Origin of the sequence: Pseudoxanthomonas taiwanensis (assembly GCF_010093135.1) — a bacterium.
Lineage (GTDB): Bacteria > Pseudomonadota > Gammaproteobacteria > Xanthomonadales > Xanthomonadaceae > Pseudoxanthomonas > Pseudoxanthomonas taiwanensis.
Map to the genome: position 1 here is coordinate 15,001 of NZ_PDWK01000009.1, position 15,178 is coordinate 30,178.

Here is a 15,178-nt window from a genome sequence, read left to right on the forward strand (position 1 = left end):
CACGGATTGAAGGCGAGCAGCTTCTGTTCCAGCAGCCCCCGGAACAGGCTCGCGGACTCGTCCCCGCGCCGCAGCAGCGCTTCCATCGGCGTGAGCGGCTCCCAGCCGATCTCGGCCGCGTGCTCGACCATCGGGAACTGAACGCTGCCGGCCTCGCTGATCTTGAGGGTGTTCATGTGGGGTCCCCCTTCCGGGAAGCTTCCGCACGGGGACGGGTTGGGCTACATTCCCACCGGGAACGGGAATGCCCGTTCGGAGGTCGTCGCCTGGTGAAACCGGGGGCGGCCGTTTTCATTCGTCTGGCTTCAGCAAGCCGGGCGTGAACAGGCTTGAACCGGGCCGCATGCCCGAGGAAGCTCGGCTTCCCCTTCAGAGGCGAAGCTGCTAGACTTCGCACCAAAGGTCCCCCCCCGATGACAAGAGCCCAAGGGGCTCTCTCCGGCAACGGAGTAGTCGGGGGGGTCATTTTTTTGGGCTTCAGGCGCGGCATCAGTAGTAGTACCTCGTCCCGGTACGAAAAATGTCGAACTCGCTCCGGATGGCCGGCTTGATTCGGTCGTAGTGCTCCGTCTCTCCCCGCTGCCACTTTCTGAACACTGCCCAGCAGCAGTAATCGGCCACCTGCAGCCCATAGTGGGAGCGCGAAGCGTGATGCAGGATTCGGTACCTCATCCCGGCTGGCAGCATCTTCGCCAAGGACTGCTGAATGGCCTTTTCGATGGCCTGCCGCTTCCTCTGCACCGGAATGGTGTCCGTGATGACGATGACCTCTTCCGCCCCTGCCTCGACCTCCTTGGGTAGGACGAATTTGAGCAGGTAGCCCAGCATCTCCGGATAGAAGCGCCTGTCCTCGCGCAATGCCGGGCCGGTCTTGGGCTTTTCCACGATCAGGCTGTCGATGCGCAAGCCGTCCAGATGTCCGGCGATCAACTCGAATACGCGACCGCGTACCCGCGGGTTGTCATCGACGCAGTGGAAATATTCAGTGTCGAGGCCGAATTCCAAGCAGTCGTGCTTGTAGTCGTCGAGCGCGGTGTACGCCGCAAACGGGCGTCGCGTGCTCACGCTGGTCAGGACAAAGTAGCGGGTACCCTTGGAAGTGAAATCGAAGTTCCCGGCTTCGTCCAGGAAAAGGTAGGCACAGCGGGTCATGCATGCTCCCCGCTGTGCCCAATGGAAAAGCCCCGGGGGTCGGCGCTTCCCGGATGAGGGTGGGAAGGCTTACTGCCAGGGGCGGATGAGAGGCGCATCATACGGCCGGCTCCGCCGCAGGGGAAACCGGCCCCGCGTGGGCTTGCAGCGCGGAGAGGTCCAGCGCATCGACGCGGACCTCGCCGGTCATCAGCTTGTGCAGCAGGGCCTTGAACAGTTCTTCCAGTACCGCCCGCTTCTTACGGTGCAGCTCGATCTTGCGGTCGATGGCGTCGAGGATGGCGACGATATCGTGCTGCTCGTCAAGACGCGGGTAAATGACCGGTAGTTGACTCAGAACCACGTTGTTCAAATTGGGCATGATCGTCCCGGCAGCGTGAGCTACAAGCCAGGACACGGTGCTTTCGGTCGAGAACAAATAAGACAAGAATGCGTTGTCTAGGCCCGGATGGCGCACCCGAACGACAAAACAGCCAGTGCCGCATAACCACCCGGTTTCTGCGTTTGAAACCAGCCCATGGCGGCCTATCTCTCCGCGTCTTCCAAATAGGATGTCGCCTGGCTCAACCTTGTGTCGAGTAAGCCGTGCAGCCGTCTCAATGCTCACCCGCGGCACTTCGGAGTGGCTAATCCTATTCCCTTCTAAGTGCGTGGGGTTGATAACTGGAACGCCGTCGGCTTCGTATTCGTTCGCGTGCAACTGGCTGCCGAACGGGCCTGTTTGAATGCGACCACCATTCCGATCGCAAAGCAATCCAAGCGTCGTGACATCCCAACTCTCCGGCACCGGCCCGACCTCGGTCTCCTTCTGCGGCTCGCCGCGCAGGCCGCGCGTGAACAGCTCGCGCATGGCGGCGCGTTTGAGGTCTTGAGCCACTTCAAGCGCGTCTTCGCAGACCTTAAGAAGGTCTTGAACGCGCCACAGCAACGCAGCAATGGCTTGCTGTTCTTCGTATGAAAACCGTGGACATTCAAACTGAGCAATGTGAGCCCAAGACGTGCGTGGATGGTGGGCCCCAGTGACCCCCGTAAGTGCATGCTCGACAAAGTCGGGATCATGCACGAGGCACGCGAGGAATCTGGGATCGACGCCGGGCTTGGCTCGCAGGACCAGCAGCTCAGTCGTGCAGACCCCATCCGTATCCGCCAAGATGGCCTTGTCGAGATACGGTCGCAGCTTTCCGTAAAGGATGTCGTTCCGGCGAAACGCGTACTTGTGGCTCTGTACATCTCTCGCGATACCGCCTCCCGAGCGTCGTAGCCGTCCGGGAATGACATGTTCCAGACCGACGTAAAGTGCCTCAGGCACGTCTACCGGATGGACCTGCTCAGATATCAGGTCGCATAGCTCGGCTAGAGTTGCGCTTCCAGTTTCCGTGCCGTTCATGCCAGCTTGCCCAGTTGTGCAAGAGCACCAGCCAGATCGCCCTCGAGTTTTTTCTCGGCATCCAGTAAAGCCTCGAATCGGCGTAGTAGCGCGCCGAGGTCCGTCGATTCAGCACCAGAGGAGCCGTTTACCCACCGACTCGGACTCAGGTTGTAATCCGCCTCCCGCGCCTGCTCGGTGGTGATGACCGCCAGCTCCCCCTCCACCGGCTCGCCCTTGAGATACATCGCCGCCAGCGGCCGGATGTCCTCCTCGGGCAGGTAGTTCTTGGGCCGGCCCTTCTTGAAGCGGCGGCTGGCGTTGAGGAGCACGATCCGGCCCTTGCGCGCGGCGCTCTTGCGCTTGGAGAGCACCACGATCACGCCGGCGGCGGTGGTGTTGTAGAAGAGGTTCTCGGGCAGCAGGATCACGCCGTCGATCAGGTCGCGGTCGACGAACCACTTGCGGATGCTGCGTTCCTTGTCCTCGTTCTTGGAGCCGGAGCCGCGCGTGACGGCGCCGGTGTCCAGCACCACGGCGGCGCGGCCGTGGTCGTTCATGCAGGCCAGCGTGTGCTGCAGCCAGGCCCAGTCCCCTTTGCCGCTGGTGATGCCGCCGGCGGTGCGGAAGCGGTCGAAGGGGTCGTTGGCGAAGATGTCGGGCGCGAAGGGCTGGTTCCACATCGGATTGGCGACGACGATGTCGTGCTGCCTGATGGAACCGTCCGCGTTGCGGAACTTGGGGTTGATCATGGTGTCGCCGCGCGCCAGCTCCACCTCCATGTCGTGGATGATGGCGTTCATCTGCGCCACGGCGTAGCTTTCGGCCTGCAACTCCTGGCCGCTGAGCTTGAGCGGCACGCGGCTCGTCGGGTCCAGCTCCCGTGCGACAAGCTGGAGCTTGATCAGCAGCCCCGCCGAGCCGCAGGCGTAGTCGTGGCAGGTCTCACCGGGCTTGGGCCGCAGGATGTGCGCCATCAGGAAGCCGACCTCGGTCGGCGTGAAGAACTCGCCGGCGCTTTGGCCCGAGCCTTCGGCGAACTTGCGCAGCAGGTATTCGTAGGCGCGGCCGAGGAAGTCCGGCTGCACGTCGGCGAGCCCCAGGCGGTAGCGCGGATCGGAGAAGGTCTCCACCACGCCGCGCAGCTTGGCCGGGTTGATGTCGCGCTCGCCGTTGCGCTCGGCGGCAAAGTCCACCACGTCGATGACGCCCGAGAGCGAGGGATTCTGCTTGACCACGGCGCGCACGGCGCGAGTCAGGTGCTCGCCGATGTCCCGGGGCGCGGTCGGGCGGCCGCGCTCATCCAGCGGCCAGTCGAAGGACTCGCGCCCGCTGATCACCGCCCAGCGGGCTTCCGGCGGCAGGTAGAAGCGCAGCAGCGAGTGGTCCGACTCGGCAATCTCCAGGGCGGTGGCGCGGTCGCCGTACTCCTCGGCCAGGCGCTCGATCTCGTCGTCGAACACGTCGGACAGGCGCTTGAGGAAGAGCAGCGGCAGCAGGTAGTCCTTGAACTTGGCTGCGTCCTTCTCGCCGCGGATGGAGCAGGCCGCGTCCCACAGCATCTGCTCCATCGGCTTGGTGGTAGGGGTGGCGGCCGCTGCGCGGCCCGTGCGACGTCGGGTCACCCGAGCGGCTGCTTCAGCGGGCGGGGGGGCTTCGGCTTCCTCGACTCCAGCCCCCCGCGCCAGTGCGAGGATGGCCTCTTGCGCCGCGCGCTGCGGCTTGGTGCCGCCTCCTTCCCAGCGGTTGACTGTGGCGAACGAGACCCCGAGCCGCTCGGCGAGCTGTTCCTGGGTCAGGTTCAAGGCCGCGCGCGTGGCACGGAGGATTGCGGGGAAGTCGGGTTGTTGTGTCATGTTTGCGATGTTTGATATATTTTCTATGCTTGTCAAGCAGATCGTGAAGCCGCAGCGACGGAGCGAACCTCAAAGAGAGCTGGACCAACCGTGACCGTGCGAACGGCTGGGGGCGGCACCGCCCGCGAGGAAAGTCATGCTCGTTGTGTCTAGTCGGTAGTTATTGACATCTACCGACATATCGCAACATCATGGCGGCATGCACAGTTCGCACCAGCGCATTCTGGAACTGGCCGCCCAGCGCGGCCTGATTCGCCCGCTCGATCTCCATGAGCACGGGCTGCCCACGGTCGCGCTCACGCGGCTGGTGCGGCAAGGGCTGCTCCAGCGCGTGGGACGGGGCCTATACGCCATTCCGGACCGGCCCGTCTCGGAACACCGTGCACTCGCCGAGGTGGCACGCAAGCACCCGCAAGCCATCATCTGCCTGCTGTCGGCACTGCGCCTGCACGAACTCACCACACAGTCGCCGTTCGAGGTCTGGCTGGCCATCCCCAACAAGGCGCGCGCGCCAAAGATGGACTATCCGCGGCTTCGCATCGTGCGCTTCTCCGGCGCCGCGCTGACGCAAGGGATCGAGGAGCACCTCATCGAGGGCGTGCCGGTGCGCGTGACCAACGTCGCCCGCACGGTGGCTGACTGCTTCAAGTACCGCAACAAGATCGGCCTGGATGTCGCGCTGGAGGCGCTGCGTGAGGCCTGGAAAGGAAAACGCGTGGGCATGGACGAGCTGTGGCGGTCTGCCCAGCTGTGCCGGGTGGCCAATGTCATGCGTCCCTACTTGGAGAGCCTGACGTGAGCAGCCGCAACACCGCCGCCTCGGTACGCACCCGCCTGCTCAACCGCGCCCGCGAGACCCGGCAAGACTTCAATCTGATCTTGACCCGCTATGCGCTCGAGCGCCTGCTTTACCGGCTCAGCATCTCCCCCTACGCCGACCGGTTCCTGCTGAAAGGCGCGCTGCTGTTCGACTTGTGGTTCGACATCCCACATCGCCCGACACGCGACGCCGACCTGCTGGGCTTAGGCATCGCCGAGATCCCGCATGTCGGGGCGGCGTTTCGGGACATCTGCACGGTGGAACTGGACGACGGCATACGCTTCCAGCCTGACTCGGTACACGCGGAGGAGATCCGCAAGGAAGCCAACTACTCCGGTGTCCGGGTCACGCTGATCGGCCTGTTGGACGGTGCCCGATGTCACGTCCAGGTCGATGTGGGTTTCGGCGACGCCGTGACCCCCGGCCCCGAGGTCGTCGACTACCCGGTGATGCTGCCGGACATGCCAGCCCCGAAGCTGCGCGCCTACCCCCGGTATACGGTCGTCGCCGAGAAGCTGGAGGCACTGGTGTGGCTCGGCATCGCCAACAGCCGCATGAAGGACTACTTCGATCTCTGGATCTTGTCGCGCCACACCGACTTCGACGGCGCGCTCCTGTGCAAGGCGATCCACGCCACCTTCGAGCGCCGCAGGACGCCGCTGCCGGATGGCGTCCCGTTTGGCCTGAGCGACGAATTCGCACAGGATCGGCAGAAGCAGACCCAGTGGCAAGCATTCTTGAGGAAGAATGCCTTGGACGGGCTTCCGCTTTCCGAGGTCGTTGCCGGCGTGCGTGGGTTTCTATCGCTGCCGCTGGATGCGCTCCGGCATGGCGCTGCATTTCATCAGACCTGGCTTGCCGGAAGCGGCTGGACGCCGAGTGGCGATGGATCGGGCTGATGAGCGGTCTGTGCTTTCTCTGAAGCCCCAAAGCTTGCGATCCTGTTCGGAATCCGGGTTGGACGTTGGTGAGGACTCCACCACCAACGATCACGAAAAAGGCCGGCAGTCACCTGCCGGCCTTTTTCCTTGCCCGGACGGGCACCTAGCGCGCGACGTCGGTGGCCACCGCGCCCTGCAGCTAGCGCGCCGCCTCCAGGTGCGCGGCCACGTGGCCGCGGGTGGTCTCCAGGTGCTGGCGCACCTCGGGACGCTGCGCCGCCGGGATCAGTCGCTCGTCCAGCGCACGCAGCGCGTCCTCGTGGCCGGTGACCATGGCCTCGACGTAGGCGCGGGCGAACTCGGCCCCCTCCAGCACCTCCAGGCGCGACAGCTCGGCACGCCCCTTCTCCGCCTGCACCTGCGCGTCCGGCGCGGCGGTGTCGGGTGACCAGGCTTGGATCTGCTCGTTGTTGCGGCCGTGTTCGGCGACCATGCGCTCGGCGTACTCGCGCACCGGGCCTTCCACGTTGCGCCGCAGGGCCAGCTGGCCCGCCTCGACCTCGGCGGTGTTGATGGCCGCCAGCACGCCCAGCGCGGCACCCTCGTCCAGCGCCTGCGGTGCGCCTGCAACCTCGCCGGACATGGCCGGATCCGCGGGGCCGGCCGCATCCATCGGCCGGTCGGCGACGGGCGCGCTGTCCATGGTGCCCTCGTCGCGGCGGTCGCCACAGGCGGAGGCCAGCCCGGCCACGCCGGGGGCGAGGCACAGCGGGACCAGGTGACGCATCGGATGGCGCATGACGGTTCTCCTTCTCTTCGGAAAGGGGGGCAGCCTCGCACCCGGCCCGTGACCATGACGTACAGCGCGCATGCACGCCGCCTGAAGGACGGCCTCAGTACCGGGCGGCCAGGCGCGCGCCGGCGGCGGCCGCAGGCGGCAGCGGCGGACGCGCGTCCATGGCCGGCCACATCGGGGACAGTGCGCGCAGGGCCTCGCCGCCGGGCATGCGCAGCCATTGCGGGGCGTCCTCGCCGGCCACGTACAGCGGCCGGCACCGCGGCGCCGTCGGCGAGGCGGCCACCAGCAGCGAGAAACACGGCCGCACCCGGCTCCCGGATGCACCGGGGCTGTACAGCCCGGCGGCCAGCAGTGGCTGGCGTGTCCCGGCCACCCAGGTGCCCACCCCGGGCGTGGCACAGCGCGATTCCACACGGAAACCGACGATCGGCACCAGGCAGCGCCGCGTCTCCCAGAGGGCCGCGTCGCCGTCGTCGAGCGCGGAGGCGTCCTTCACCAGCAGGCTGCGCCCCGCACCGCCGCCCGGGCGTCCGAACGCGGCCCGCACCGTGCGGCACACGCCATGGTCCAGCACCAGGATCGCCGCCGTGCCGCCGCGCGCCACTTCGGTCCAGGAACGGCCACCGGGCCGGGGTTGCAGAATGCGGGTCAGCATGGGGACAGGCTCCGGAAGGTGGTGGCGGCCGTCGTGCCGGTCCCCGTCCGGCGGTGCCCGGCGCGCCCGGGGACAGATGCTCGCCCCAGGCAGGGCAAGGCGGCGTCAGCGGCGCGTTCGCCCGTCGTGAACGCCGACAGGCGCGGCGCGTGCGCACACATCCCCTGCCCCGGCGCAGGGTGCAGGCTGGCACCCCCCCCGGCGCCGGCCACGCCCGCCGGGCCGCACCCTTCCGCCCCACCCGCCGCGCCACGGCGCAGGAGTCTTCCGAATGTTCATGCACAACAAGCGCCTGATGTACACCGTCCGCGTCGCCGAGCCCAATCCCGGGCTGGCCACGCTCATGCTCGAACAGTTCGGCGGCCCGCAGGGCGAGCTGGCCGCCGCCATGCGCTACTTCACCCAGGCGCTGACCGACGAGGACGCCGGCCGCAAGGACCTGCTCTACGACATCGCCACCGAAGAGCTGAGCCACCTGGAGATCATCGGCTCCATCGTCACCCTGCTCAACCGCGGCCCGCGCGCGGTGCTGTCCGAGGGCATGGAGGAGGCGATGCAGATGCGCGACCTCACCCAGAACAGCACCAGCCACACCCAGCAGGTGCTGTACGGCGGCGGTGCGGCGCTGGTGAACTCCAGCGGCGTGCCGTGGACCGCGGCCTACGTGGACTCGATCGGCGACCCGGCCTGTGACCTGCGCTCCAACATCGCCGCCGAGGCCCGGGCCAAGATCGTGTACGAGCGCCTGATCAACCTCACCGACGACCCGGGCATCCGCGACGCGCTCACCTTCCTCATGACCCGCGAGATCGCCCACCAGAAGTCCTTCGAGAAGGCGCTGTACGCGATCGAGCCGAACTTCCCGCCGGGCAAGCTGCCCGGCCATCCCGCTTTCGTGGACAAGTACTTCAACATGTCCCAGGGCGATGGCGACCTGTCCGGCCCGTGGAACAGCGGCGAGCAGTGGGAGGACGTGTCCGTGCGCGACGAGCAGGCGGCGGTGGACGGCGGCGACGGCGGCGCCACGGTGGCGCTTTCGCGCCGCCAGCAGCAGGCACTGGAGGCGCTGATGGCGCGCACCGCCTCGCGACCGGACGTGGACCCGGTGACCGGCGCGGACCTGGGCGCCGGGCCCGGCGCCGGCTCCACGACCGGCGATACCCGCGATTGCACCGGCGGACGGCAGGGACGCCGCCCCCGCCTCAGCCCGCCAGGCGCCTCCTCCAGGGCCGGCGGGCACGGAACAGCACCAGGTAGGCGCCCGCGACCCAGGCCAGCCCCGCGGCCCAGCCGGCCACCACGTCGGAGGGGTAATGCACGCCCAGGTACAGGCGCGACAGCCCCACCAGCAGCACGAAGGCCACGGCGGCCAAGGCCACCGGCCAGCGCCAGCGGGTGCGCCAGGCCAGCAGCACCGCCACCGCGGCCAGGGTCATCGAGCCCATGGCATGGCCGCTGGGAAAACTGAAGGTGGATTCCGGAGCGATGGACTCCCACAGCGCCGGCCGCGGCCGGGCGAAGCCGTGTTTGGCGGCCATGTTGAGCAGCGCCGAGCCGGCGAAGGAGGCCACCGCGAAGCCCGCCTCGCGCCACTTGCGCCGCAGCAGCAGGGCCAGCGACAGCAGCACGTCCGCCGGGATCACGCCGTATTCGTAGCCGGCGCGGCTGACGGCCAGGAAGAAGGCGTCCAGGTGCGGCCCGGCCACGCCGTTGAACCAGCGCAGCACCGCCTCGTCGAGGCGGGCCATCTCCTCCAGCTCGTGGATCTCGTCCGCCAGCTCGGCGAACAGCCACAGCGGGGCCAGCACGCCGAGGAACAGCAGCAGCAGCAGGCCCAGCCGGCGCCGCGGCGGCAGCGCCGGGCCGTTCACCGGGATCGGTTCATCCCGCCCGCCGCGCATAGCGGGAGGCGACGTACTCGTCGATCAGGGCCACGAACTCGGCGGCGATGTTCTCCCCGCGCAGGGTCATCTTCTTCTCGCCGTCGATGAACACCGGCGCGGCCGGCGCCTCGCCGGTGCCGGGCAGGGAGATGCCGATGTCGGCATGGCGCGACTCGCCCGGGCCGTTGACCACGCAGCCCATCACCGCCAGGGTCATGTTCTCCACGCCCGGATAGGCCAGGCGCCACTCCGGCATCTTCGCCCGCACGTGCTCCTGCACGGTCCTGGCCAGCTCCTGGAAGAAAGTGCTGGTAGTGCGGCCGCAGCCCGGGCAGGCGGTGACCATCGGCGTGAAGGCGCGCAGGCCGGTGGTCTGCAGCAGCTCCTGGGCCACCACGACCTCTGCGGTGCGCGGCTGGCCCGGCTCGGGCGTCAGCGAGATGCGGATGGTGTCGCCGATGCCTTCCTGCAGCAGCACCGCCAGTGCCGCGGTGGAGGCGACGATGCCCTTGCTGCCGATGCCGGCCTCGGTCAGGCCCAGGTGCAGGGCGTAGTCGCAGCGCGCGGCCAGGTCGCGGTACACCGCGATCAGCTCCTGCACGCCGCTGACCTTGCAGCTGAGCACGATGCGGTCGGCCGGCAGGCCCAGCTCCACCGCGCGCGCGGCCGAGTCCAGCGCCGAGCGGATCAGCGCCTCGCGCAGCACCCGGGCGGCGTCCCAGGGCTCGGCGCGGCGGCTGTTCTCGTCCATCAGCCGCGCGGCCAGGGCCTGGTCCAGCGAGCCCCAGTTGGCGCCGATGCGCACCGGCTTGCCGTACTCGATCGCCTTCTCGATGATCGCGGCGAACTGGGTGTCCTTCTTCCTGCCGAAGCCGACGTTGCCGGGGTTGATCCGGTACTTGGCCAGGGCCTGTGCGCACGCCGGCTCGGCGGCCAGCAGCTGGTGGCCGTTGTAGTGGAAGTCGCCGATCAGGGGCACATCGATGCCCATCATCAGCAGCTTCTCGCGGATGCGCGGGATCGCCGCGGCCGCCTCCGGGGTGTTGACCGTCAGCCGCACCAGCTCCGAACCGGCGCGCCACAGCTCGGCCACCTGCCTGACCGAGGCGGCCACGTCGGCGGTGTCGGTGTTGGTCATGGACTGCACCACCACCGGCGCCCCCCCGCCCACCGGGACCCCGCCGATCATCACCTGGCGGGTGGGACGTCGCGGCCAGGGGCCGGCCGTGACGGGAGGCGTGGGCTGGGTGACGGCATCGTGTGGCATGTGCACATTCTAGACGGCCCAGGCCGAACATGACCGAACCGGCGGCGGCCGCGCCCGGATGCCGGCCCGCCGCGGCCGGCGCATACTGGCACCCCGAGGCACGCCGCCACGAGGACCGCCATGCTCAAGCCGACCTATCCGCTCTACGTCGCCAACGCCCCCGAGACCCCCAACGCGGACCTGGAAGTGCTGGACAAGTACAGCGGCCAGGTCGCCACCCGGGTGGCCCTGGCGGACGCGGCCACGGTGGAACGCGCCATCGCCGCGGCGGTGGAGGCGGCCCCCGCCATGGCCGCCCTGCCCTCCTACCGCCGCCAGGCCATCCTCGAGCACTGCATCCGCCGCTTCCGCGAGCGGGCGGAGGAACTGGCCGAGGCGCTGTGCATCGAGGCCGGCAAGCCGATCCGGGATGCCCGCGGCGAGGTCACCCGCCTGATCGACACCTTCCGCATCGCCGCCGAGGAGGCGGTGCGGATCGAGGGCGGCACCGTGGACCTGGAGATCTCCGAGCGCGGGCGCGGCTACCGCGGGCTGTGGAAGCGGGTGCCGGTCGGCCCGTGCAGCTTCATCACCCCGTTCAACTTCCCGCTCAACCTGGTCGCGCACAAGGTGGCCCCGGCCATCGCCGCCGGCTGCCCGTTCGTGCTCAAGCCGGCGACCAAGACCCCGGTGGGCGCGCTGATCGTCGCCGAGGTGCTGGCCGAGACCGACCTGCCCAGGGGCGCCTTCTCCGTCTTCGCCTGCGGCAACGACGAGGCCGCGCCGCTGATCGAGGACGAGCGCATCCGGCTGCTGTCCTTCACCGGCGGCAGCATCGGCTGGGACTTCAAGGCCCGCGCCGGGCGCAAGAAGGTGACCTTGGAGCTGGGCGGCAACGCCGCCTGCATCGTGGACGCCGACCAGGGCGGCAGGCTGGACCACATCGTCGAGCGCCTGGCCTTCGGCGCCTACTACCAGTCCGGGCAGAGCTGCATCAGCGTGCAGCGCATCCTGGTCCACGAGTCGCTGTACGAGGCCCTGCGCGCGCGCCTGGCGGAGAAGGTACGCGGCTTCGTCACCGGTGACCCGAAGGACGAAGCCACCTTCATCGGCCCGGTGATCGACGAGGAGGCCGCGCGCCGCATCGAGGGCTGGATCGAGCGCGCGCGCGCCGCCGGCGCGCGGGTGCTGGCCGGCGGCCCGCGCCGTGGCAACCTGCTGCCGGCGCACCTGCTGGAGGACGTGCCGGCCGACTGCGAGCTGCAGTGCAGGGAGGTGTTCGGCCCGGTGGCGGTGCTGCAGCGTTTTTCCGATTTCGAGGCGGCGCTGGAGACGGTCAACGCCTCCGAGTACGGCCTGCAGGCCGGCGTGTTCACCGACAGCCTGGAGCACGCCATGCTGGCCTGGGACCGGCTGGAGGTCGGCGGCGTGGTGGTCGGCGACGTGCCCAGCTTCCGCATGGACAACATGCCCTACGGCGGCGTGAAGGCCTCCGGCCTGGGCCGCGAGGGCGTGAAGTACGCCATCGAGGACATGACCGAGATCCGCCTGCTGGTGCTCAGGGGCTGAGCGATCAGGCCGCCACCCGCCGCGGCTGCGGCCGCCCCACCAGGTAGCCCTGGCCGAAGCTGCAGCCCAGCTCGATCAGGATGCGGCGCTGCTCGGCGGTCTCCACGCCCTCGCCCACCGTCTCGATGCCCAGGGTCCCGGCCAGGGCGAGGATGGCGCGCACCAGCGCCAGGCTCTCCTGGCGGCCGCCGGCGTCCAGCCCGGCGACGAAGCTGCGGTCGATCTTCAGCCCCGAGATCGGGAAGCGGTGCAGGTAGGACAGCGCGGAGAAACCGGTGCCAAAGTCGTCCAGCAACGCCAGCACGCCACGCTCGCGCAGGGTGCTGAGGATCTGCAGGGTGCGCGGGGCATCGTCCAGCAGCGCCACCTCGGTGATCTCCACGCGCAGGCGCGACGGGTCGGCGCCGGCGTCCTCCAGCATCCCCAGCAGGCGCTCGGCGAAGTCCGGCGAGCGGAAGTGGCGCGGGGACACGTTCACCGACACGTAGCCGCTGTCGCCACGCGCCAGGTCGCGCACCACCTGTTCGTACAGCAGCCAGTCCACCTGCTCGATCAGGCCGCTCTCCTCGCCCAGGGCGATGAAGTCTGCCGGGGTCAGCAGGCCGCGACGCGCGTGCTGCCAGCGCAGCAGCGCCTCGTGCCCGACCACCGTGCCGTCGGCCAGGTTGACGATCGGCTGGTAGAACGGCACGAAGTCGCGCCGGTTGATCGCCCGGCGCAGGTCCGCCTCCAGGTCCAGGCTGCGCACCGCCTGCTCGCGCATGGCCGCGTCGAAGATGGCGTAGCGGGCGCGCCCGGCGCGCTTGGCCTGGTACATGGCCGCGTCGGCGTCGCGCAGCAGCTCCTCGCCGCTGCGGTAGCGCGGGTGCCACAGGGCGATGCCCATGCTCGCCGAGGGGAACAGCTCGCGCCCGGCCACCCACAGCGGCCGGCCGAGCGCCTCCAGCAGGCGCTGGGCCAGCTCGCACACCGCTTCCGGCTCCGGGCACCCGGCCAGGATCGCGAACTCGTCGCCGCCCAGCCGCGAGACCACGTCCTCGGCGCGGACGATGGACACGATGCGCTTGGCCACCTCCACCAGCAGCTCGTCGCCGGCGGCGTGGCCGATGCTGTCGTTGACCAGCTTGAAGCGGTCCAGGTCCAGGAACAGCACGGCGAACATGCGCCCGTCGCCGTAGCGGGCGCGCTCGATCGCGCCGGCCAGGCAGTCCAGCAGGTAGGCGCGGTTGGGCAGCCCGGTGAGGGTGTCGTGCAACGCCTGGTGGGTCAGCCGCTCCTCGGCGCGAATGCGTTCGCCGATCTGTGCGATCAGCTTGGTGTTGGCCTCCTCCAGCTCGGCGGTGCGCTCGGCCACGCGCCGCTCCAGCTCGGCGTGGGCCAGCTTCAGCCGCTTCTGCGCCTTCTGCCGGGCCAGGCCGTTGCCGATGTTGTGGGCGACGAAGGCCAGCAGGCGCTGGTCGTCCGGGCTGAAGCGGATGTCCGGCGTGTAGCTCTGCACTGCGATCACGCCGACCACGTCGCCGTCGCGCAGCAGCGGCACGCCCAGCCAGCTGCTGGCGGCCTTGCCGTACTCGTGGACCTGGCCGGCGCGGATCAGCCGGTCGATGCCCTCGCGGTCCACCAGCAGCGCCTCGCGCCGGCGCAGCACGTATTCGGTCAGGCCGTTGCTGAGCCGGCGCGGCGGGCGGTGGTCGCCCATCTCGTCCACCGAGTACACGAACTCGATGGACTGCTGGTCCTCGCTCAGCAGGGCGATGTAGAAGTTGCGCGCGTAGATCAGCTCGTCCACCGCGGCGTGGACCTTGGCGTAGTACTGCTCCAGGCTCTCGGAGCTCATCGCCATCTCGGCGATGCGGAACAGCGCGTGCTGCAGCCGCTCGGCGCGCTGGCGCTCGACCACCTCCTCCTGCAGCTCGCGGTTGGCCCGCTCCAGCTCCAGGGTGCGCGCCAGCACGCGCCGCTCCAGCTCGGCCTGCGCCTGGCGGCGGTCCAGGGTGGTCAGCACGTGCTGGGCCACGTAGCCCAGCAGGGCGCGGTCCTCGTCGCTGTAGCAGTGGGCGCGGTCGTAGCTCTGCACCACGATCGCACCGCACACCCGGCCGCCGCGGCGCATCGGCACGCCCAGCCAGTCCAGGCTGTCCGGCCCCTGCTCCGGGCTGGGCGGGACGCGCAGCTTGCGCCGCACCAGGTCCGCGGGCCCGCGCACCGCGCGCCCGTGCCGCAGCAGGGCGAAGGTGAGGCTGTTGGGCATGTCCGCCTCGGTCCATTCGCGTTCCGGGTCGGCCATGTAGGCGTCGACCTGGTCGGCGAAGTACAGGAAACGCACCGCGTCGCGCACGTCGTCGTAGGCGACGATGTAGCAGTTGGGCGCGTACATCAGCGAGCCGATGATGGCGTGGAGGCGGTGCAGCATCTCCCCCATCTCGACCTCGGCGCCGGCCAGGTCGGCGATCTCGAACAGGGCCTGCTGCAGCCGGTGCGACTTCTCCACCGTCTGCACGCGCGCCTGCAGGCGCGCCGTCTCCAGCGCCGCGTCCATGGCCACCCGCGCTGCGGCGGTCCAGGCCTGGCGCTCGTGCCCGGCCATTGGCGCGTGGCGCGCCACCAGGGCCAGGCGCGTGCCCGGCACGTCGCCGTTCCACGCCAGCGTGAGGGTGCCGGGTTCCTCCGCCGGCGGCCCGGCGTCGGTCAGGGCCAGGGCCAGGCTGTCGCCGATGCCGCCGGCGCCGAGCGGATGGACGGCGGACTGGCTGCCCAGCGACGGATCGAACCAGCCGGCGGCGAGCACCGCGCCGGGTGGCAGCAGCCCGTGCAGGGCCGCCAGCGTCCGCGCGAGTGGCGCGGCCGCCCCGCTGCCCCCGGACGACTGCGGCTTGCTGTCGGTGGCGATGCTCGACGTCATGGGTCCCCGGGCGCCGACCCGGCGCTGCGGGCGACCGGTGCAGCTTACG

12 protein-coding genes and 2 pseudogenes (1 of these 14 cut by a window edge) are annotated in these 15,178 nt (G+C 69.4%); 4 read left to right on the forward strand and 10 right to left on the reverse strand.

Going from position 1 to position 15,178, the window contains the following annotated elements; all coding sequences use genetic code 11:
- The 5 genes and pseudogenes from CR938_RS03000 to CR938_RS14525 all read right to left on the reverse strand — a co-directional run.
- Positions 1-176, reverse strand: the 5' end (the start) of a protein-coding gene (locus tag CR938_RS03000; protein ID WP_162123594.1) for a type I restriction endonuclease subunit R. Its footprint begins 2,767 nt before the window's first position; only the first 176 of its 2,943 coding nucleotides appear in the window; its start codon is at positions 174-176; its stop codon lies off the left edge, out of view.
- A gap of 313 nt (positions 177-489) precedes the next feature.
- Entirely contained in the window at positions 490-1,152 is a 663-nt protein-coding gene (locus tag CR938_RS03005; RefSeq protein WP_162123595.1) for a DUF3800 domain-containing protein, read from the reverse strand.
- Between the two features lie 97 nt (positions 1,153-1,249).
- A complete protein-coding gene (locus CR938_RS03010) occupies positions 1,250-2,539 on the reverse strand; it encodes a restriction endonuclease subunit S (RefSeq protein ID WP_162123596.1) in 1,290 nt (429 codons plus the stop codon).
- Entirely contained in the window at positions 2,536-4,143 is a 1,608-nt protein-coding gene (locus CR938_RS03015; RefSeq protein WP_246190950.1) for a type I restriction-modification system subunit M, read from the reverse strand. Before CR938_RS03015 ends, CR938_RS03010 begins: the two co-directional genes overlap by 4 nt.
- A 42-nt stretch (positions 4,144-4,185) precedes the next feature.
- Positions 4,186-4,374, reverse strand: a pseudogene (locus tag CR938_RS14525) (helix-turn-helix domain-containing protein); the annotation flags it as partial.
- Positions 4,375-4,573: 199 nt separating this feature from the next.
- On the opposite strand from CR938_RS14525, the gene CR938_RS03020 reads away from it, so the two are divergent.
- Together CR938_RS03020 and CR938_RS03025 are read left to right on the forward strand one after the other, a co-directional pair.
- On the forward strand, positions 4,574-5,173 hold the full coding sequence (locus tag CR938_RS03020; RefSeq protein WP_147653761.1) for a type IV toxin-antitoxin system AbiEi family antitoxin domain-containing protein: 600 nt from the start codon (positions 4,574-4,576) through the stop codon (positions 5,171-5,173).
- On the forward strand, positions 5,170-6,093 hold the full coding sequence (locus CR938_RS03025) for a nucleotidyl transferase AbiEii/AbiGii toxin family protein (RefSeq protein ID WP_162123598.1): 924 nt from the start codon (positions 5,170-5,172) through the stop codon (positions 6,091-6,093). Before CR938_RS03020 ends, CR938_RS03025 begins: the two co-directional genes overlap by 4 nt.
- 181 nt (positions 6,094-6,274) lie before the next feature.
- On the opposite strand, the gene CR938_RS03030 is transcribed toward CR938_RS03025, so the two are convergent.
- Both CR938_RS03030 and CR938_RS03035 read right to left on the reverse strand, forming a co-directional pair.
- On the reverse strand, positions 6,275-6,874 hold the full coding sequence (locus tag CR938_RS03030; RefSeq protein WP_246190946.1) for a DUF4142 domain-containing protein: 600 nt from the start codon (positions 6,872-6,874) through the stop codon (positions 6,275-6,277).
- 94 nt (positions 6,875-6,968) lie between these two features.
- Positions 6,969-7,529 (reverse strand): hypothetical protein, encoded by a 561-nt coding sequence (locus tag CR938_RS03035; RefSeq protein ID WP_162123599.1) that lies wholly within the window; start codon positions 7,527-7,529, stop codon positions 6,969-6,971.
- 271 nt (positions 7,530-7,800) lie between these two features.
- Between CR938_RS03035 and CR938_RS03040 the strand changes: the two are divergent.
- Positions 7,801-8,688 (forward strand): annotated as a pseudogene (locus CR938_RS03040) (manganese catalase family protein); the annotation flags it as partial.
- 43 nt (positions 8,689-8,731) lie between these two features.
- On the opposite strand, the gene CR938_RS03045 reads toward CR938_RS03040, so the two are convergent.
- Both CR938_RS03045 and ispG read right to left on the reverse strand, forming a co-directional pair.
- Positions 8,732-9,400 (reverse strand): phosphatase PAP2 family protein, encoded by a 669-nt coding sequence (locus CR938_RS03045; protein ID WP_246190947.1) that lies wholly within the window; start codon positions 9,398-9,400, stop codon positions 8,732-8,734.
- Between the two features lie 10 nt (positions 9,401-9,410).
- Positions 9,411-10,679 carry a flavodoxin-dependent (E)-4-hydroxy-3-methylbut-2-enyl-diphosphate synthase gene (gene ispG, locus CR938_RS03050; protein ID WP_162123601.1) on the reverse strand — a complete coding sequence of 423 codons (1,269 nt, stop codon included), beginning with the start codon at positions 10,677-10,679 and terminating at the stop codon, positions 9,411-9,413.
- Positions 10,680-10,799: 120 nt separating this feature from the next.
- Here ispG and CR938_RS03055 point away from each other — a divergent pair, with 120 nt between their 5' ends.
- Entirely contained in the window at positions 10,800-12,227 is a 1,428-nt protein-coding gene (locus CR938_RS03055; RefSeq protein ID WP_162123602.1) for an aldehyde dehydrogenase family protein, read from the forward strand.
- Between the two features lie 4 nt (positions 12,228-12,231).
- Here the strand turns inward: CR938_RS03055 and CR938_RS03060 are convergent, their stop codons facing one another.
- The gene (locus CR938_RS03060; RefSeq protein ID WP_162123603.1) at positions 12,232-15,129 is read right to left on the reverse strand and encodes a bifunctional diguanylate cyclase/phosphodiesterase; all 2,898 of its coding nucleotides are present in this window, start codon (positions 15,127-15,129) and stop codon (positions 12,232-12,234) included.
- Positions 15,130-15,178 lie beyond the last annotated feature (49 nt).